18 protein-coding genes are annotated in these 20125 nt (G+C 45.5%); 16 read left to right on the forward strand and 2 right to left on the reverse strand.

What is annotated here, in order from left to right:
- Window positions 1-604: 604 nt before the first annotated feature.
- The 11 genes from ABLV30_RS21745 (at window position 605) to ABLV30_RS21795 (ending at window position 8876) form a co-directional block, all read left to right on the forward strand.
- A complete protein-coding gene (locus ABLV30_RS21745; RefSeq protein ID WP_094089207.1) occupies window positions 605-1039 on the forward strand; it encodes a hypothetical protein in 435 nt (144 codons plus the stop codon).
- A gap of 1060 nt (window positions 1040-2099) precedes the next feature.
- Window positions 2100-2294 carry a hypothetical protein gene (locus ABLV30_RS21750; protein ID WP_348865662.1) on the forward strand — a complete coding sequence of 65 codons (195 nt, stop codon included), beginning with the start codon at window positions 2100-2102 and terminating at the stop codon, window positions 2292-2294.
- Window positions 2295-2417: 123 nt separating this feature from the next.
- Window positions 2418-2840: a hypothetical protein gene (locus ABLV30_RS21755; protein ID WP_348865663.1), complete on the forward strand. Its 423-nt coding sequence runs from the start codon at window positions 2418-2420 to the stop codon at window positions 2838-2840.
- 10 nt (window positions 2841-2850) lie between these two features.
- Window positions 2851-3642, forward strand: coding sequence for a hypothetical protein (locus ABLV30_RS21760; RefSeq protein WP_348865664.1), 792 nt, complete (start codon window positions 2851-2853; stop codon window positions 3640-3642).
- 41 nt (window positions 3643-3683) lie between these two features.
- Window positions 3684-4055 carry a hypothetical protein gene (locus ABLV30_RS21765; RefSeq protein ID WP_348865665.1) on the forward strand — a complete coding sequence of 124 codons (372 nt, stop codon included), beginning with the start codon at window positions 3684-3686 and terminating at the stop codon, window positions 4053-4055.
- Between the two features lie 26 nt (window positions 4056-4081).
- Window positions 4082-4357: a hypothetical protein gene (locus ABLV30_RS21770; RefSeq protein ID WP_348865666.1), complete on the forward strand. Its 276-nt coding sequence runs from the start codon at window positions 4082-4084 to the stop codon at window positions 4355-4357.
- Window positions 4358-4437: 80 nt separating this feature from the next.
- Window positions 4438-4698 (forward strand): hypothetical protein, encoded by a 261-nt coding sequence (locus ABLV30_RS21775; protein ID WP_348865667.1) that lies wholly within the window; start codon window positions 4438-4440, stop codon window positions 4696-4698.
- A gap of 349 nt (window positions 4699-5047) precedes the next feature.
- Complete coding sequence (locus ABLV30_RS21780; protein ID WP_348865668.1) at window positions 5048-5272, forward strand: hypothetical protein; 225 nt, start codon at window positions 5048-5050, stop codon at window positions 5270-5272.
- Window positions 5259-5609: a hypothetical protein gene (locus ABLV30_RS21785; protein WP_142367766.1), complete on the forward strand. Its 351-nt coding sequence runs from the start codon at window positions 5259-5261 to the stop codon at window positions 5607-5609. The genes ABLV30_RS21780 and ABLV30_RS21785 overlap by 14 nt, the downstream gene beginning before the upstream one ends.
- Before the next feature lie 41 nt (window positions 5610-5650).
- A complete protein-coding gene (locus tag ABLV30_RS21790; RefSeq protein ID WP_348865669.1) occupies window positions 5651-6691 on the forward strand; it encodes a major capsid protein in 1041 nt (346 codons plus the stop codon).
- A 370-nt stretch (window positions 6692-7061) separates the two neighbouring features.
- Window positions 7062-8876, forward strand: a complete 1815-nt coding sequence (locus ABLV30_RS21795; protein ID WP_348865670.1) for a hypothetical protein — start codon at window positions 7062-7064, stop codon at window positions 8874-8876.
- Between the two features lie 67 nt (window positions 8877-8943).
- Here the strand turns inward: ABLV30_RS21795 and ABLV30_RS21800 are convergent, their stop codons facing one another.
- Window positions 8944-9564 carry a hypothetical protein gene (locus ABLV30_RS21800; RefSeq protein WP_348865671.1) on the reverse strand — a complete coding sequence of 207 codons (621 nt, stop codon included), beginning with the start codon at window positions 9562-9564 and terminating at the stop codon, window positions 8944-8946.
- Window positions 9565-9608: 44 nt separating this feature from the next.
- Window positions 9609-10817: a site-specific integrase gene (locus ABLV30_RS21805; protein WP_348865672.1), complete on the reverse strand. Its 1209-nt coding sequence runs from the start codon at window positions 10815-10817 to the stop codon at window positions 9609-9611.
- Between the two features lie 937 nt (window positions 10818-11754).
- Here ABLV30_RS21805 and ABLV30_RS21810 point away from each other — a divergent pair.
- From ABLV30_RS21810 to ABLV30_RS21830, 5 genes are all read left to right on the forward strand, one after another.
- The gene (locus ABLV30_RS21810) at window positions 11755-12024 is read left to right on the forward strand and encodes a hypothetical protein (protein ID WP_223178539.1); all 270 of its coding nucleotides are present in this window, start codon (window positions 11755-11757) and stop codon (window positions 12022-12024) included.
- On the forward strand, window positions 12021-13790 hold the full coding sequence (locus ABLV30_RS21815) for a DUF5906 domain-containing protein (protein ID WP_020323953.1): 1770 nt from the start codon (window positions 12021-12023) through the stop codon (window positions 13788-13790). The genes ABLV30_RS21810 and ABLV30_RS21815 overlap by 4 nt, the downstream gene beginning before the upstream one ends.
- A 542-nt stretch (window positions 13791-14332) precedes the next feature.
- Window positions 14333-15115 (forward strand): DUF1837 domain-containing protein, encoded by a 783-nt coding sequence (locus ABLV30_RS21820; RefSeq protein ID WP_020323947.1) that lies wholly within the window; start codon window positions 14333-14335, stop codon window positions 15113-15115.
- The gene (locus tag ABLV30_RS21825) at window positions 15102-18608 is read left to right on the forward strand and encodes a DEAD/DEAH box helicase (RefSeq protein WP_020323939.1); all 3507 of its coding nucleotides are present in this window, start codon (window positions 15102-15104) and stop codon (window positions 18606-18608) included. The genes ABLV30_RS21820 and ABLV30_RS21825 overlap by 14 nt, the downstream gene beginning before the upstream one ends.
- Before the next feature lie 138 nt (window positions 18609-18746).
- Window positions 18747-20066 carry a hypothetical protein gene (locus ABLV30_RS21830; RefSeq protein WP_020323941.1) on the forward strand — a complete coding sequence of 440 codons (1320 nt, stop codon included), beginning with the start codon at window positions 18747-18749 and terminating at the stop codon, window positions 20064-20066.
- Window positions 20067-20125: the final 59 nt, after the last annotated feature.

A 20125-nucleotide genomic window follows, 5' to 3' on the forward strand; every position in this document is an offset into this window, starting at 1 on the left:
TTTTGCTCTATTTCCGAGCTTCTAAGCAAGCCAATCCGATTATTGATTACCACGCTAATAATTTCAAAATATCATGATGCCGCATGATAACTACTTGCATAAGAACTGAATACACCATGCATATAACAGGTCAACCGCCTGTTTGATAGCTGTTACACCATGTAAGTAATTGATTTTAAAGTGTTTTATTCATATAAACTTAGATTACTGTTTGCTAAATTGTAATCTAACCACTCTGATCACCACGTAATAATCCTCATAATCCCGCGATTCTATTAGCAAGATTACCCTCTCTGATCACCGCTCAATCAAGAATTATTCTCACCTAAAGCACTGATCATTTATACAGGAAAAATTTATTCAATAATTGATATTTTTATAATTGTTACATTATAACAATGAGAGAAGAGATAATGTTGTTTAGCAAATTAACCGTTAACTAAAACAAGCGAAATTTGGTTTACGGTGATGTATATGCAGTATATGCAATAGTTGTTTTGCTTCACCTGTCGTTATGATCACATTTCAATGTTTGAGCAATTTACTTTTAACATTTAAAAGTTAACTTTAAACGTGAACTACACACACAACACAAGAGGCCATAATGGATATTAATGATTTTAGACGTAGCGAAGGCCGCATGCGTGATCTTGTCGATGATTGTGGCAACATCCAGACGCGTAAAAATTATTATTATCAAGAAGCTAAAAAAATGCTTGATAATTTTAGGGTTGATATAAATGTCATACATGCAGATGATGAAGGCTGTGGTAAACTAATATTCGAGGTATACCAAGATATAAAATTTCAATTAACCATTAAAAATAGAATTAAATTTATTGTTGTTGATTTGCAATTGCTTGAGACAGATAATTACTCTCGAGAATATTTAAGTGATGAATATCGTTATTCCTTCTCAATTGGCCCTGATGATAAATTTAGTGATGTTGATACTCCTCTGGAGAGTCACAATTATAAACAACACTTTAGGCATATACTGATCACGTTAATGAAGAATATAGCCAGAATAGAGGATTAAGATTGAAATTGTATAAATGGGGTAATAGATTTTTATTACCCTGTTAGACAACCTACCTATCACACCATAGGGATTTATTCCCCGTTCCATAGGGTGTATTAACACTGATACAGGTACCTGTATCACCATCGATACAGGGGGTGTATTAACAGTAATACAGGGGGTGTATTAACGCTGATACACAATAAGAATAATTATAAGATTAACTATAAGAATCTTTATAAGATCATATCTTTTATCTCTAGTTATAGTTAATAAGTTAAGAACTTCCCGCTATCGCGTGGATAGTATTAGTCCCCGAAAGATGATTTCTGGCTGATATCGCGGGGACTATAACTTGTGTCTTCACTTCATTACATTTCATTTCATTCGTGATGCAGACACAGGTGTAACAGACTTTACCACATTAACGATAAACCTGTTAATATGATAAACTCTTAACACTCATATACAGAAACTAATCAATTAAAAATGATAAACCTATTTTAATCTCTTACTTTCTGATTCGTGGTAAACCTCCCGCAGGGAGAAGATCAGATCACAAGTTCCAAAAGTCAGAATTTACAAAGTGATCTAAATCATATTAATTATTTATAATTAATAATATATATATAATCATAAGTTAGTCTATAAACTAGATCATAAGTTAGTTTTGTATTCCCGGCAGGGGAAAAATAGTGAGGTACATAGTGTCCCTTCCGCAATTTCATTTTGTACCTCAAATTTAATCTACGCTTTAGCACAGCTTACTGATGTCAAATACAGACCCTGTATAAACGCTCTCTAAGCGATTTAAATGATAAAAATGATAAATGGTACATCTGAGATGAGAAAACCTCTCAGAACGCGTTGTATCGCGTTTTAGAGGGGGTTATGAGATTGCTGGTAAATCTGGTTGACACCAGGACAGGGAATTTGATACTATTCCATTTGTAAAAATCTATGCTAAGAATGTATTGACATCTAACGTTAGTTCGTGTAATATAAAGATATAGGAAAGCAAAAACCTAAAACGCAAAGCACTTTGAGCCATTCTATGGCTGCAAGGTGTATTTTTATTATGTCTAAAGGAGGATCATTGAAATATTTTACCGTAGAACAGGTAGTAGAAGCACTGAAAACTGGCAACGCCACACTATATCAGATTCGACAAAACCAATATGTTGCAGCATCACGCGGCTATGCTGAACGCGAGGCACTTTTTAAAACAGCAATTGAACTTTTCGAACGATGGAAAGAGGAGAGCAAAAAATGATGAATATTCGATTCGAACCAGAGTTATACCAACAGCTATTGGCAGAAGCCAAACGAACCGGGACGAGTATTCCGGCGCTTGTCTGCCAACTTCTAAAAACCATCCTAAACAATGAGGAACTAAATGAACGAAAAAGAACCACCATTTCTGGCAATTGATTACCGTATCCTGGCGTTAGATATTAAAACAGACGTCAACGAAAAAACCATCGATAGCAGCACAATTCTCAAACTCAAACTAGTTTATTGTTATCTCCTGGGGTTCTCCAAAACATGCGAGGAGGTTTATCCAGAACAAACAAAAATAGGTAACAAATTGGGTATTGGTTCCCGACAGGTTGTTGGGAGATGCATCTCGCTGCTCGAATCTCTGGGATGGATCTCAAAAACATCGAGAAACGGAACATCAAATCTATACCAGGTGAAAACCGTCGAGCAAATTTTAGAAGGTATTCCGCGCGAGGCTAAAGAAGCACAGGCAACACCTACAATACAGCACTCTGTTGTATCAGATGATGATGGTGATATCCCATCATTTTCAAAATAAAGGAGGAACATTGAATAAAAAGAAAACTTTTGAGGTCAGCATTAACAACTTACCCGCCGCATTAAAACGTTTAGACCTACCAGCCGAACAAGTAAAAGTAATTGAGGACTATAAGAAGCAATTTCCATTCTTGATTGAAGATGAAGAAAATGTTCTTGTAAGCTTAGATCAACTTTGGGAAGCATTAGATACACCGTATTATACACCACCCGGAAAGCCGTCCGAAAATCCGGACGGGTTAGAGAAGCCAGGAACGATACCCGAACTTTCGGGTAGCGTAAAATCTCGTTCAACACAGCAGGAAAAACAATATAAACGCAATAAGTTTAATCAGTGGGTTGAGTCAGTATTAAAAGAAATTGATAACGAGCCTTTTAGTCGAATGGTGCCTACTGGAAAGACAAAGAAAAAGGAAACCTTCGTTACCATTGAAGATGCAAAAACAATTGCGATGTTAACACCCGGTGAGCAGGGTAGAAAAATTAGACGTTATTTTGTGACTGTAGAAAAGGTCTGCAAAATCCTCTGGCAATACAACTTCCAGCGTCACCAGATAGAAAATAAATCTAACGAAGTTTACAAACTCAGGTTAGCACAAACTGGTTATAAAGGCTTTGATGTTGCTGCGAAAGATAAAGTTAGATTTAACTCTCTCGTGAAGAAAATTGCAGGTGCGAGAAATGTTAAGGAAACAGACCTTGACGAGTATTATCACGTTCAATTTATCGTTTTTGATGGAATGAAACGTGGCAGAACAGACAGCGAGATCCTCGCATTTCATCTCGGTGATGAAGCAGCTTAAATGATTCAACTCCCCAACACTCTGGGGAGGTAAATAATAAAATGGGAGGAATGTTGGCATTAGCTAGAAATACAGTATTTGAGGAATCAACAGAAATCGGATTTAACAGCAGAACAAAAAAAGTAAAAATCCCTAAGAAGTTAAAACCTCTAAAAATAATCAAACTCTACGAAGAATCTGCACTACTGACACCAGAAGAACAAGAAACAATTAACTCTATGGATGGTGTGACGTGGAAACCACGTCAGAGGTATATAGGTTTTAAATTCAATAGAGAGCCGCTCAAATTTGAATGTTTATTTGATAACATCAATGAGTATGAAGGTTGGCTTGAGTTTAACCGCTTGGAAAATGAAAACTTTACGGGAAATGATCTTGGATTAGATTTTGATGCACCAGGCATCACCGACTAAAAACAATAATAATAAAGGAAGTAAAGATGATCGATTTTGAACAACACAAAAATATAGTAGAAGAATTTGTAGAACAGCACTACCCGCTGGCGCATAGTCTGATGGTTGATAGCTATATTGACCCAGATGCCTATTATTCAAACTACCAGATGCTACTAGAAGCGATGAATAAACTGCCTGAGCATCCAGATTTCTTCTTGGAGTGGTTACTGGAAGCTGATGCAGCTTTGTATATTAACCTGATGGAACTGATTGTTATCACCAGAACCATTCATAACGTGTTTGAACAAGTTTCTCCATAAACTATCACCTAAATATAAAAACCTCTCAGAATGCGATACAGGTGCTCTGAGAGGCATATTTGAACACACTGGAGGATAGATTGAAATATGATGAAAACAGCATTAGAGTTTTAACAGGTGAGGAACTGGAACACCATTCAGCAGACTCCATTTTAGAAATTCTTCTGGATGAATATCCGAATACATCACCTGACCATCTGGCAAAAATGGCGGAGTGTTTAGTTACATTAGGGTATAGTGTAAATGAATACAGAGAATATCGAAGTGGAACTTTGGATAATATTAAACTCCAGACACTGCAGGAATGGTTTAGAGAAATAAATAAAATTAAAAAATATTAAAAATGTCTCTATTTAGAGTCTCTATTTATTGACAAAATAATGTTTTAATGTTATTATAAATATGTAGACAATAATCAACGGATGCTATACTTAGAATATTGTATACTACAGAGACATAGGCGTTATTGGCATTTCGCTTACTTTCGGGAATCCTCATTATTGCTCCGGGCCTCATTCACCCACCACAATAGATAATGGGGCAATTCTCAATATATATTTTTCGTGAGTGTATATTGTGAATTGTTCCTCCAAAAGTTCAATTCGAGTTAATCAATGTTCTCTTCTGTATCAAGGCCACTATTTCTGTGGCCTTTCTTTTATACTTTGCAAAGTAAAAGGAATTAAGTTTATGGTTACAATTACAAAAGGCGTCAAAACGTTTGACGGGAAAATCCCCGTTACACTGTTAGTTGATGACGTCGAAACGGCAAACGAGCTAATCAAGCTCGCTAAAACTGCAAATGTTCCTGTAGTAGAACAGGACGAAGATTTAAATAAATCTAAAAATAAAACTACTCAAGATAAACTAAAACAGATTATTAAAAATAAAGGAGTCCCTGATGGCATTAATTAAATTCCCACAACCTAATCTCAGCGTCTGCGACGTTCTAAGCCGTGAATTAAATGGCTATAGCCGAAAAGTAAAAGTTTTTCCCAAAATTCCAGATTGTGTCCCTGGTACTGTAATTGATGATAGTGGCGAAATTGTCGGTTCGGCTTCTACCTCTGCAAACGTTGTGCTTGAATATAAAGATGCTGACGCTACGCCTGTCGCTGTTCTGGTAGCAAATACGAATATCCATATTAAGGATTTCAGTTTGGTTTGTGATGATGTAGCAAAAGCTAAAGAACTCCTTTCTGCTGATCCTGCTGTTTATTTCAGCACTGGCAATGATCTGCCGACTACCTGATTAAAATAATCCACAAACTAAAATAATAAAGGAAAAATAATATGTTTTCATATGATGCCTATAAAATGGTTGACCTCGCCCCGATTTTTGAAGTCGCCCCTAGCGAGGGTTATCTGCTACAGAATTTGAATATTTTCGATAAGTCTTCGAGCAATGGTATTTACGTTATGCTCGACCGACTGATTGAGGATAACAAAACTCTCCTGAACCAACCGAAAAAACGTTACAGTTTTGAACACGACGCAACGGCTCGGACTCCTGCTAACAGCTTCCCTGTAGAGCTTCTGCATCTGCACCGCGAGGATACTGTGAGCGCTGTTGATTTCCAGAAAGCCGGACGCAAACCGGGGACAGATGTTCAGGAAACCATGCTCGATATCGTCGCCGATTACACCCTCAAACATGCTAAAGCCTATAAACGGTATATCGAGGCTGCGTACGGTGATGCTCTGTTTCGTGGGCTGGTTCAGACCCCGTACACTCAGGAAGCGCCAGTTATTGATTATGCGGACAGTTTCGATGCTCCGATGATGACGGATACTATTACCCTGTCCAACGGCTCTACCGATGCACTAGAGGTGTTTAACGGGTTCCTGGATAAAATTAGCACTGCAACAGATGGTTTGTGGACGGATGTTCGCCGTGTCGTCTGTTTTGCCTCTGCAAGTTTCTATAATAGTTTGCGTTTCCACGCCTCCATGAAAAGCGCCTACCAGTACGTTGACCCGTTTAGCGAAATGAATATTGTCTATCAGCGCAAAGAGGTTTTGCCAAATGTGCAAACCTTCACCTTGCCAGGACTGAGCATCGACGTAATCAAGGTTACGGATCCGCTCCTGACTCCGTTTATCGCTGACGGTACAGCGGTCATGTTGCCAGTATTCCAGAGCAACACGAACGTTTATCAACATCTGTATGGTCCTGCCTCAGTTGATACTAATTTAGCGGCGTCTGGCATTACTCAAGAATATTTCTCCTATCAGTACGAGAAAGAGCGCGGGGAATTGGAGCTAGTATCAGAGGCGTCGGTATTACCTGTCAATCACGGTACTAATTTCAGTCTGATTATCACTGCCAATTAATGATCTTCACAGCAGCGCTAATAATGCTGCTTGTTGAATATTGGGTTGGTCAGCAGCAAATACCAGCCCATATCCTATTAATATTTCTCTGGAGATTAAACAAATGGCAAGAATAGAACTAACAGATTCTCAGGGAAATACTTTTTCTCTGGAAGTCACAGACGGCGAAATGTTTCGACTTTTTAATATTACAAAATTGGCGGATAAGGTTTGCTTGAATAAACATACGCTGAGTGCCAGGGTATGTAGACAATACCCCGATGGCCCATTTCGAAGTCTGGTAACAGCATTAAACAAATAAAGATGATATTAATCTAAAGCCTCGCCCTTTACGGGGTTGAGGCTTTTTTACTTTATGGAGTAAATAAACATGAGTGGAACACAGATTACTGCCAGCACTCTGGTAAATAAAATAGTTTACCGAACAGACCTAAACAGCCTGAAAAAAGTCAGAAATGACATGAAGAAGCTTCAACAGGAATTTTCTAAATCAAACAATCAGGTAGCTAAGGCCAAACAGGCAGCAGATAAACAAGTACATCAACAGCAATTAAAACAACAGCGTGATATTGATAAACAACAGAAGCAAGCAGCAAAACAGGCTGCTGTAGATGCTAAAGCAAAAGCCAATGAGCAAAAAAAGCTGGCAGCAGCCCAGAGCAAAGCGGCTAAAATCCAGATGCAGCAACAGCAGAAACAAGCCTCAGTAGCAGAAAATGCCCGATTAAAAGAGCGCAAGGCATTATTTGACATTGGAAGAATTGAGGGGTTAAACGGTGCTCAGAGATTTACCGCTGCCCGCCACGCGCAGAATCTGGTGAGCCAGTACCAGCAAGGGGCTATCTCCCTCCGGGATATGAACCAACAAATGGCGATCCATATGACCCAGCAAAAGGCACTGGCAAGACAACAGCGGAGACAGGCTAAACAGTCAGGTCAACCACATAGGAAGGGTTCATCTGGTTGGGTTGCACGCAATGCATCTGCAATCCTTCCTGTTGATCAGTTGTTAGGACCGACAGCAGCCGCATTCCTAGGACAGCAGGCGTATCAAATCATCTCTGGAACACTGGCGGGAGCCATTGAACGGAACCAGGGCAGGAAGATGATCCAAAGTTTTGGCGGAAATGATCTTGAATATATGAGTTTGCGCCGTGCCTCTCTCGCTACCACAGGTTTTGACATCTCCCGTGAAAAATATGCTGATATCAGCAAAGATTGGTTAGATAAACAGGGTGATTTATCCTTTGGTAACACGGATAAAAATGGCAACTTTACCGGTGGTGGGGAACTATCAGACCTCGTTAACGTAATGCGTCAACGTCTTGGATATACCAATCAAGGGGCAGTCGCCAAATTAAACTCATTTAAAACGCCAGTTGAGTTTGCTGTATTTATGCGTGGTCTCAGAGATGCAGGTAAAGTAACTCAACAAGAATTTGTTAACTTTGGTGAACGAATTAACGATATGAGCTATGTATTGAACTCTGTTTCAAGTGGTGGTGAAAATCTTCTCAAGATTCAAAATGAATTGGTTGATTCTCATTTAGCACTAACGACCGCTCAACAGAAATCCATCAATAATCTGACTGAGATGTCAGCAGTATTTAACCAAGCTAAAGAATCATTAGGTGATCAGTTTGCCGCTTCGTTTAGTAAAGGACTGGAAGACCTTGGAATCAATACACAGAATCTTTCCTCTGAAATGGGTTCATTGGTGCCTTTGGTGAAGGATTTAGGAATGGGGACGGCTCAGACTGTGAAAGGTTTTAAGGATTTGCTCGATGTCCTTTCTATTATCACTGAATGGAAAAATAGACTTCTCGGAACTGATAAACCAGAAGAGCAGAATGTTTTTCAGCAAGGCGCAACATTTGTTGGGGAATCACTGCTGCCACCGGGTGTTTTAGATATGGCAAGCCGGATTAAAAATATAGTTAGTTCTGGTTCTGATTCTTCTGTTGCATCACAGGTGCAAAATGGTGGTTGGTATAATCAAATGATGCCAGCAACGCCAGCTATGAGTTATCAACCTGTTATCCCGGATTTAAAAGCTGATTTTAATCTTACCGTAAATCCATCTCCTGAATTTGGAGTGATGGTGGAGGCGGTAGCTGATAAGCGCATTGAGTGGGCATTTGATGATCAGAACTTCCAGATTAACCAAAGCATTCTTGGTCAGTGATAAGCGCTGTATGGTATTACATTAATGAACGAAAGCTAAAAATATAAGAGCCGGGTTAATGCCGGCTTTATTTATTAACTTTGCTGAAGTCAAAGAAATCGTCAAACTTAATAATATCTATTCCGGCAATCGCGTTATTGACACCTTTCATCCATTCACCATGTTCATCGTAAAGTTTACGAATTGTCTCGAATTCCTCCACTGTTATTTGCTCTTTAAGCAAGGCTTGCGTGATGAGGTTTACTAATTTCGATATAGCTTTTTGCGTTTCACCAGCAGAGTGTAGAAGAGCGTTGAATGGTTCCCAGGCTGGTTGTTTGATAGCAACGTTATAGTGCCTAACTTTGACGAAACAGCTACCAATAAGAAAAGTGCTTTCCGCCATATTTCTTAAGGAACCTTGAATCTGATAGTAACTCTCTTGATCGACTCTTTGGCCTGTCTGTGCGAGCGTGTCGATAAAAGTCATTATGCGCGTAAGGTCGAAACGCATACGATTATAACGACCCCTCGTAGCATCGATCTCATCTTTAAGCGCTATCGCAGATGCGAACGCTTGCTCCATTTTCTTGTTTTTCACCATCTCCTGAAGTTTAAACCCACTGAAGATGACGCCACCAAGCACGCTTAAACCTGTTACAGCATTCGAAGCAATAGATATGACGTTATCCCATGCCTGTAAATCCATGTTCCTGCACTCCTTCAAAGTGAAGGGGATAGCGCCCCTTATACTCAGTGAATACTACCGTAACTTACTAACTCCATATACTCTGATAGCTCCTTCATCCCTGCACCTTTGCTGTAGGTTCTGAAACTCTCCGTTTTCCCTCTCTCATGGCCTACAATCAACGCGATCCTGTCTTCAGGTACACCCTTTCGATCAAGTTGGCTGACGAACATTCCCCGGAGACTATGAAACACCTTACGCTCTGTCCCCTGCTCTCCTAAAGCTTTACGCTTAGCCCGTGTAAATCGCTGCGTATGCCACGTTGAGCGCTTGCCGTCTGCACGTTCTGTAATGCTGGCATGGTAGAACAGAAAGCCGTTGTGGTTGTTCTGGATGAGGTCTTTAACTAGTGTCGTCAATCGGCTATGAATCGGAACCAAGCGAGCCGCATTGCGAGTCTTACCCTCCGTCACCTCGAAACACCAAATCCCCTCAACTGTTTTGATATTGCTGATTTGCAAAGAGCAAATTTCATTGAGGCGCATCCCGCTATGCATTCCCACTATCGCAACGGCTTTCATCTCTTCATCAAGCATCGCATACACCTTAGCCAGTTCGTCACCGCTAAAGGGTTCGTAGCTTTCCCGATCATGGCGTACATCCAGCTTATGGCCTGTAAAAACATTCTCCTTCGGCGCATCGTGATAGCGGTTCTGAGCCAGTGCCACAAGCTGGGACAGGCAACCAAGATAATTAGCCAGCGTTTGACTAGCTTTCTCCTGTTTTGCCCTGTCGAGCCAGTCTGTGACCATTGTTCTGTTGATGTCGTGCAAGCGAAAATCTTTGCATCGGAAATGAGCCGTAAAAACTTCAACCGCTTTAATGTACTTACTGAGCGTAGACAGCTTGCGCCTGTCATTATGCTGAACGATAAATTCATCACGTAACTGGACAAGTGAAGGACAAACACGAGCCGTTGCAAAGTCGATTCCCGCATTCTGGTTTACATACTGGTGAATTGAGCGTAGTTCTTTCAGCACGCGATCAACGCAATTTCCTTGCGGCTTAGGCTTGAGTTGCTCACGCAGAGTGAAAAATTCGTGCATGATTCTGTCACGAATGATCCTGGCTTCCCTAATATCGGACGTGCCAGTTGTACGCATAAACGCTGTTCGATTCCCAAACAAGGAGCGCATATAAGGCGGGATGGTGACTTTAACGGAGTACACCGAAGAGTTTTCCTTAACAAGATACGCATTAGGCTTGTATTTCATCTTTCCCCCGATCTATTATTCAGGGGCAACTGTGATCAGTTGTGTCAGTTTTGCCTTTCAGGAGCAGCGCATTCGGTTCGAAGAATCAATGACTTGTGAAACACGTCATTGGAATCGAAGGTCGTAGGTTCGACTCCTATTATCGGCACCATTAAATCAATAAGTTACGATAAATCCTCTCGTTAATTTCATTAACTATTTCTTTCATGTAAGCACTTTGTAAGCACCCGCGCCGTATGTCAATCAACGCTATTCTGGCGTTTTCCCTACCTCAAATTGTTACCTTATCCATGGTGGTTTAATCCCGTATATCTGGGTAGATTTAACTTTCTCCATTAATAACTGTATAAAAATCAATTAATAAAAAAGTCTACCCATGGTCCAGGGTTTACTCCACCCATGGTTCTCATTGTCTACTCACATCGCTCTCAATACTTCCCAACAGTAAGGAACTCTGAACGATGCCAGACTCATTACAACCTCAAGAAGCATTTGCAACACGCCAGATATTAACAACTAATGAAGCCGCCGACTTCCTAGGGCTGAAACCGCAGACGCTACGTTGCTGGGCGTGCTATGGCAAAGGACCGATAAGCCCAGTAAGAATTGGTAATCGCCTGCGCTGGAGGTTGTCGGACTTAGAGAAACTGGTCAGTAAATGAAACGTTATAGGCAGGGATGGGGATAATTCCCATCCTCTTGCGGATATAAACGTCAGCTCATAACTCGTTATCATTTCTAAACTATTTTCCCAGATTTAATTATGAACAAATTAAATAGGCACGATATCGGGCCGTGGCACGCTCACGCCCAAAAACTACATCAAGGGGAGTCGCCTACGGCTCAAAGAGACTTCCTGGAAGCTATTCATGTAAGCCTATCGCAACATGATGAGTTGGTGAAACGCGTAAAATCGCTGGAGCTTGCATTAGCAGCCATGCAAAACAGAGAGGCCATCCCTGAAGGGATGGCTCCTTTAATCATGCTGGCAACAGAAATAGGGATATCCACCAGCAAGGCAGAAGCATTAGCACAGAACAGTGGCGTAATGATGCTTCGGCAAAAGGCCGGAGTTATTGTCCATGAAGTCAAATTCAGGGAGGCAGCACTGAACGTCATTCGCGAGGCAAAGCGAAAATACGGTAGTAAATACTGGTTCCACCCTCTGATCGGTAAGTTCACCATGACCAGGAGACCTCAAGCATGACAGCAGAGATGCAAATGCAGGAAGTTATGTCTGATGCGCTTTACAGCTGCCTATATCGCTGGGTGAATGGCCATCAGGTTGAACGGGAAGATGCCGAACTGGCGATGAAACAACATCAGGACTCCACTACCCGGTATGGTCAGTTGACAAAGGAACTTTACCGACTAGTGGATAGCAACCAAACTACTTACGAGTGGTTATGCGATAAGGGACTATTGGCAACGGATACCAGAAAACAGCGCGAATATCGCATGGCACTGGTAGCCAATATCATCGGCCCCGACAACCTGAAGGTTCTATTGTGCGACGCCCCCCGGATTAACCGGGTGTTTCCCGCTTCTACAATATTGCCGGATACCTTGTCCACATCGCCTGAAGAATGGTTGAGAATGGCAGTTACCGACCTCTCTCGTATGGGAGCAAGCCAGCGCGGAGAAGTGCTCATGGCACGTTACAACGACGCGTTGGCGATACATGCCGATTCCGATATCGTTCACTGTTATAACGGCGTGGTATGGGGGCCTGTGTCTGATAAAGAGCTACAACGAACAATGGCGCAGATCTTTATTGATGCGAAAACTGCCTATTCGCAGAACGGTATTAAGTCAGCGGTCGAAACCATGAAGTTAAGCCTACCTGTTATGGGGATTACAGCCCGTAATCTCATTGGGTTCAGTAATGGGGTATTTGATACCCGTTCCGCTCAATTTCGTGAGCACAACAAGGATGACTGGCTTCTGATTGCAAGCGAATTACCATTCAGTGCTCAGGTGGAAGGTGAAAGGCTGGATACCCATGCCCCAAACCTCTGGAAATGGTTGAGTCGTTCTGTCGGTAACAACAACCGGAAAGCGGATCGCGTATTAGCGGCGCTGTTTATGGTGCTGGCTAATCGTTACGACTGGCAACTTTTTCTTGAGGTTACTGGTCCTGGGGGTAGTGGTAAGAGCGTTTTCGCGGAAATATGCACAATGCTGGCGGGAAAAGTCAACACGGTTTCAGCTGGTATGAAGGCGCTTGAGGATTCGCGGGATCGTGCGCTGGTGGTTGGTTACTCGCTGATTATCCTGCCAGATATGACGCGTTATGCCGGTGATGGCGCGGGCATCAAGGCGATAACCGGCGGGGACAAGGTATCTATCGATCCGAAACATAAGGCACCGTACTCCACTCGCATCTCTGCGGTAGTACTGGCAGTCAACAATAATGCTATGTCATTTAGCGATCGCAGCGGAGGTATTTCCCGGCGCCGGGTGATTTTCAATTTTTCCGAAGTTGTGCCGGAAAATGAACGTGATCCGATGCTGGTCAAAAAAATAGAAGCCGAGTTGGCGATCGTAATTCGTTATCTACTGTTCAAGTTTGCTGATCAAGATGAAGCAAAGCGGTTACTGTATGAACAACAGAAATCTGAGGAAGCTTTGGTTATTAAACGTGAAGGGGATTCACTGGTGGACTTTTGCGGCTACCTGATAACATCAGTTGTCTGTGACGGCATGTTTATTGGGAACGCTGAAATTATGCCGTCTAACCCACGTCGTTACCTGTACCACGCTTACCTTACCTATATGCGGGCCAATGGGCTTAGCAAGCCGATATCGCTTACCAGGTTCGGTACAGATATGCCGGGAGCAATGGCGGAATATGACAAGACGTACCAGAGGCACAGGACAAAACAAGGATTGCGGTCAAACGTTATGTTGAACGAAGACTCGAAAGAATGGATGCCCTCATGTGACTCGACTCAAAATAAAGTTTATAGGTGAAGTGTTCACCACTATTCATCCTGTTGAAAATCTATTAATAATAGTGAGTTAACGGATGAATATTTTTTATTAACTATTCATTAAATATTCACCTGTTCACCTTATTCCTTATTCCTTATTATCTAATAAGGTGAAGTGTTAAGGTGAACAGTAGTGAAAGCTTGAAGATGAAGCCATCATCACTTAATCCAATGAAAACAAATAAGAAAAATTTAAAGGTGAACAGGTGAGCCTGTCTTTTTAATTTTTATAGCGGAGTTAATGGGATCGACTGCTACAACAATGCAGTGTTGCTGGAGAAAGAGGGCGTGTTCAGAGTTCCGTGTCATTACAGTGTCATCACGCTATTCAGTTGGCTATCAGGTTATGACGCTGAGACATATCTGCCGGGGTATTGAGAGGTATCGGCCAACGATCAGGTGGATTGAGGATAAACTGTTGCATTGAAAATGCGGTGTTTTTCTTGGTACTGATAGCGATGTGTGAGTATCGTAGGTCAAGTGAATCACGCGGTAAATCATGGAAACTTTAGGGGGAGCATAGTGGGGCTATACGAGAAGTGGTGTGACTCAACCAAAGAACAGGAACAGCGCAAGTATTACTGGATCTATGTCGAAAAGGATGGTGGCCGCGACGATATCCGCGATGACCTTGCTGAGATTATCCGTTCCCATTACGACCGACTCGAACGTATCGTCGAGGACGTAAGTCGGCTCGGATACAAGGTAGCCGCAAAAATCCTCAGCGAAGCTATGCCTCAGACGTCCAGAAGTCGCTCAGGCGATCTTGGCGAGATTCTTGCGACAGAGTTGGTTGAGGAAGAGATCGGCCTGCGTGTTCCTGTACGCCGTCTCCGCTATAAGGACGGCCGCAACATGGCTATGCGCGGCGACGACTTTATTGGTGCCGGATATGACGGTAATGGCGAGAAGCTCTGGCTTCTTAAAGGCGAAGCTAAAAGTAACAGGGTGCTGGGTAAAGCTACGGTCACGAGCGCTCGCAAGGTACTCAACCGCGATAATGGTCGTTGCACGCCTGATTCTCTGTTATTTGTTGCCAATAGGCTGTTGGAGAGTCAAGACCCTGATGACAACGAGCTAGGCCGCAGTCTCCGTGACGAAGTAGGCCTGAAGTTGCTTCCCGCCGACCGTATTGATCACATGCTCTTTACTATGTCGGGCAACGGGCCCCACGCGTCACTAAAAAAGGATCTCGATGCCACGAGCACCAATCGAGACCATTACGTCGTGAATATCCATATCGAAGATCACCAGGATTTCATCGCAGCCATGTATCAAGAGGCGGAAGACCTTGGAGACGATTGACGAACTGACCTCATTCCTTGCGGCCGCAACCGCCGATGGCATCCTTAGCCGTCTCCTCTATCGTGGTACGGCTTGGTCGTTGATGCGCAGGGAAGGCGTACTACCACCGAATGCGCCGCAGTTCGGCGCGACAATCGAAACCGATCTTGCTGAACATGGCTTCGCCCTGCTGCGGGGCGCGATGGCCCTGCGTGCTCAGGCTGGGGCTTCGAATCTGACGAGTAAGGCATTCGAACGCGCAGCCAATGCTTTCGAGGCTCTTATTCGCAATGGTGATCCAGAGGCTCCAGGCCGCGGGTTCCACCGCACTATCGCCGCCGCGGCCTATCACTTGGCTGGCTTTTCTGCCGTCGCTTATTCGCTTTTCAACGAGATGTCACAGGATCTCAATGCATCACCGGGTGAGATGGCTATTCGACATCTAATCCTGCGCGATCTAGGCCAATTACGCACTTTTGTTCGCGGGTGGTTGGACGACGAGACTCACGACGATGAACAGATTGCCGAAGTGCTACGGGGAGAAAACGGGGACATTGATGAGGTGTTAGCGACCATCCTCAATACTACAATCTGCAGAGCCTTGGCCCATTTTGACTTCGCACTCGAGACAGGTGAATCTGAGCCGATTGAGAAAGCACGGGCACTGCTCGCCGTAGCGGTTAGTCTGGCAGATAATTCGGAGAATGTTCCTTTGTGGTGGATCTCGAACCTCTGTCGCCACCTGATTGATGACCTTTGGCAGCATTCGCTACATCAGAATCTGCCGACCGAGCCGCCAGAGGGGGCAGAGGACAAATACCCAGACCTGCGTCAACTGTTTATCTCGTCGCTCTATGCGCGCAAGACTTCCGAGGTGGAGCTATGGCCGTCTCAATTGGAAGCGGCCCAGCGTTCCACGGACCTCACCGACGATTTGGTCGTCGCTTTGCCGACCAGCGCAGGCAAGACGCGGGTGGCCGAGATTGCCGTGCTGATGACTTTGTCTTCAGAACGGCGGGTGTTGATCGTCACGCCATTGCGTGCTTTGTCCGCCCAGACCGAGCGATCCTTCAGAAAGACCTTCGCGCCCCTCGGTTTTAGTGTTTCCTCGCTTTACGGTGCCAGCGGCCTTTCAACTGGCGATGAAGATGCCCTGCGTTCCCGCGAAATCGTCATCGCAACACCAGAGAAGCTCGACTTCGCCCTGCGAAGTGACCCATCCCTGATCGATGATGTCGGTCTGATCGTCCTCGATGAAGGGCACATGATCGGCCCGAGCGAGCGCGAAATCCGCTACGAAACGTTAGTGCAACGTCTGCTTCGACGCGCGGATGCGGGCGAACGTCGGATTGTTTGTCTCTCCGCTATTCTGCCGAGTGGCGACGAACTCGATGATCTCACCGCATGGATACGCTCCGACGAACCGGGTGAACCTGTGCGTTCCGACTGGCGCCCCACACGGCAGAGGTTTGGCGCGCTAATATGGAGGGGCGAGGATGCGCTGCTCCGGCTTGACCTCGATGACAATGGTCCGTTCCTCGACCAATTCGTCGTACGAAAACCGGCGCGGGGTCGGGAGAGGAAGCCCTATCCGCGCAAGAATTCGCATCTCGCCTTGTTCGTGGCGTGGGAATTCGCTGGACAGGGCAAGCGAACCCTGATCTTTTCCACCCAAGCAAATTGGGTCGAGAGCTACGGCAAACAGGTAGTGGACCTATGTAGGCGTGGCTATCTGGACTCGCTGTTGGGGGATAATGCGTTGATCGCACGCGCTTTGGAGGTCGGTAAGGAATGGTTGGGCGAAGACCATCCCGCCGTTGCCTGCTTGAGGGTCGGTGTTGCAATCCACCACGGGCGGCTGCCGAGCCCGTTCCTGCGTGAGGTGGAAGTTTTACTATCAGAGGGGGTGCTGAAGGTCATCGTCGCGTCGCCGACACTGTCGCAGGGACTCAATCTCAACGCCGCTGTCTTGTTAGTACCAACATTATATCGTGCATCTGAGAAGATTAAAGGCGAGGAATTCGCGAATGTGGCCGGGCGCGCTGGTCGCGCCTTCGTGGACGTCGAGGGCCTCATCGTCCATGTAATGTTCGACAAGATAAATTGGCGAAAGGAAGAATGGAGAGAGCTGGTCGTCTCTGCGAAGGCCCGCACACTGAAGAGCGGACTCATCCAGATTGTCGCCGAGATCCTTGTTCGGCTGTCTCGCGAAGGTGTCCTAGGTCGAGATGATGCTTGGGAATACCTCGCCAACGCCCGTGAGGCTTGGCGATCTCCCGTAGAAGAAACCGCTGTCGCTGAACGCCTAGCTGCTGGGGGCGAATACGAAGCTGGTGACGACGATGAAGGCGCTGATAGCGATGATGATAAGGAAGAAACCATTGACGAGGAGCCGCTCTCGCAGATCGTCGAACGTCTCGATGCAACCGTGTTCGGTCTGCTCGAGGCGCTTGATGCTGATCGCAACGACCTTCCAAAACTCTTGGATGACGCACTCAGAGGCTCACTTTGGGCCCGTCAGATCGCCCGCGAGGATGAGGACGTAATCCCACTGCATAAGAAGGTGTTTGAAGCGCGTGCCGCTCTCATCTGGAAGACCACCACGGCTCAGGCGCGACGGGGGCATTTTGCCATGGGCGTTGGACTTGAGGCTGGTCTCACCATTGACGCCATGGCTGACGAGTTAGCTGATCTCCTCGATCGTGCCGACGCTGCTGCGTTGAACGGTGACGTCAACGAACTTGTCGAAACCCTCGGTGGCCTTGGTGAACGTCTGCTGTTCATGAGACCCTTTGTTCCCGACAATGCGAACGCGCTGCCGACGAATTGGAAGGCCATCCTACGTAGTTGGGTGTCTGGCGAAGATGTTGTTAACATCGGACCGCAGAACATGCGGGTCGTTGAAGAGGCTTTCACCTATCGTTTGGTTTGGGCATTAGAAGCTGTCCGTGTCCGACGAATGTCTCTCGGCTGGTCGCCGGAAACGGTGGTTGGTGGCGCGGCAGCAGTTGTTGAAACAGGCGTCCCGCAATTCATGATGGCGATGTTGATCCGTGCAGGCCTTCCATCACGGCGCGCGGCTATGGCAGCGATCAAGTGTGCCAATCCTGTATTTGTAACTCCTTTTGAGATGCGAGCTTGGCTTGAATCCGACGAGATTACGGCCTATACCGTCGCAGGCGACTGGCCAACACCTGACACGGCCTCGCTATGGGCACATTTCCGAACCGAAGCCCTCAGAGCAGGCATTCAAAAATGGTCTGTTGAACATTATAAGCGTCTGCTTGATACCGAGACTGCCCCTATTGCTGGTCTTTATCGGATCGTCACTGACGAGGGGGACGGACGGACTTGGCTGGCGACGCCAGACTATTCGCGGATTGCCGCATTCAAAAAGTCGGCGGTTGACCCCAAGCCCAGCCTGTTCTCGGGCCGCGTGCCCGGCAACACCAGGCTGGTGGACGTATTGCGAATTGGCCGCGGAAAGCTCCGCTGGCCACCTGCTGATGCATAATACTGGAAGGAAAGTATGTTCTAACTGAGGGTAATAGCCCAGAATCACGTCCCTTTGTTAGAGGAAGAAAATGTATTACCAGCTACGACTACGGCGGCTTGCTCGCTTCAGTCGTGTCAAAGGAAGAGGTAACGAGCTGTGGCTAGTGATCTTTACGGGCAGATTGCCCGTATTCTGCAGACGATGACTCATAGAGAGCTTAGTGAGGCACCGCAGCAGATCGCCGGATTGGTGGTCGCAAATGGTGAGGGCCTTTCAAAGCGAGAGCGTATCGACTTGGCGCTGGCAAACCTTACACAGGCGGAATTGGCGCGTTTCGCACTTAAATTCGCCGCGCATCGTGGAGATGTCGCACTCGATGAGTTGGGCCGTAGGGTACTTGAGGCCGGTGACCAGCCTTTGTCCCACATCACACGACGAGACATCGCTCGGGCGTTCGGAGATGATCTCGCTGGTGAACGTGGCACGGTAGAGGTGGTCGAACGATATTTCCCCCTTTCCTCGCCTTTTGAAAACCTTTTTGGAAGCAATGGCCGAAGTTTACGAGATCAAGTCGCTCAGCACATGGATGTCAATCCCGGCGACTGGTCGGTGGAACACCTATTTAGTAAGATCGGCGCATTCACTTGCTCCATTGCTAGGTTTGGAGCATTGCTCGAAGAAGCTGTTCACCCTCTCTCCCGGTCGGGAGACGAACAGTTGCAGACTGTCACTGCCCTTAACGAGATCCTTGCGCGCGACGGATATGAGCTAGCGGAGGAATGTGAACTCTCTGGTCATCCAATCTTTGGGTTTCGCCCTATCGTGCGTGGGGTTGAAGGGCGACCTAAGAACCTGATCTTTGCCTCGCGGGGACCGAAGCCGGAGATTGGTTTCGCCGACGCCATCAACAACGACATCGTCATTCTATCCAATGAAGAAAGTTGTTTGGTCTATGACCGGCCAATTGGCTCAAACGGCCTTCTCTGGTCCGAGCTTGTCGCTTGGTGGAACGATATCTCCCCAGAGGGCAATGCTGCAAACCTTGGAGCACGACTTCAAGAGTCTCTGGCCTCAGATGCTGAGCGAAAGCTCTTTGCCACTTATTTTAAGGCCTATAGAAACGTCCTTGGCGAGACGCTGCCCGCGCTCCTTCCACAGGTCTACCTTCATTATGACCCTGCTGTCATGAAAACCCTGCGCCATCGCTTACCTCTTCCGCGTCAACGCATGGACTTTTTGCTACTGCTCCCAGGGTGTCAGCGTATCGTGATAGAGGTGGATGGAAAGCACCATTTCACGGAAAACGATCATCCGTCATTAAAGGTGTATGCAGACATGGTGTCGGCTGATCGCGAGTTACGTCTCGCTGGATATGAAATCTATCGATTTGGGGCGAACGAGTTGGTCGGGGACGGTGCTGCGCCGAGGATCTCCGACTTTTTCGAAAAGCTCTTTCGATTGCATCGTCTCGTATAATGAATGACTTTTTGGTGTGTTAATCAACGGGGAACAGGTCAGCACGAGCATGCCGTATA

This window comes from Klebsiella sp. CN_Kp113, assembly GCF_040064585.1.
GTDB lineage: Bacteria > Pseudomonadota > Gammaproteobacteria > Enterobacterales > Enterobacteriaceae > Klebsiella > Klebsiella michiganensis.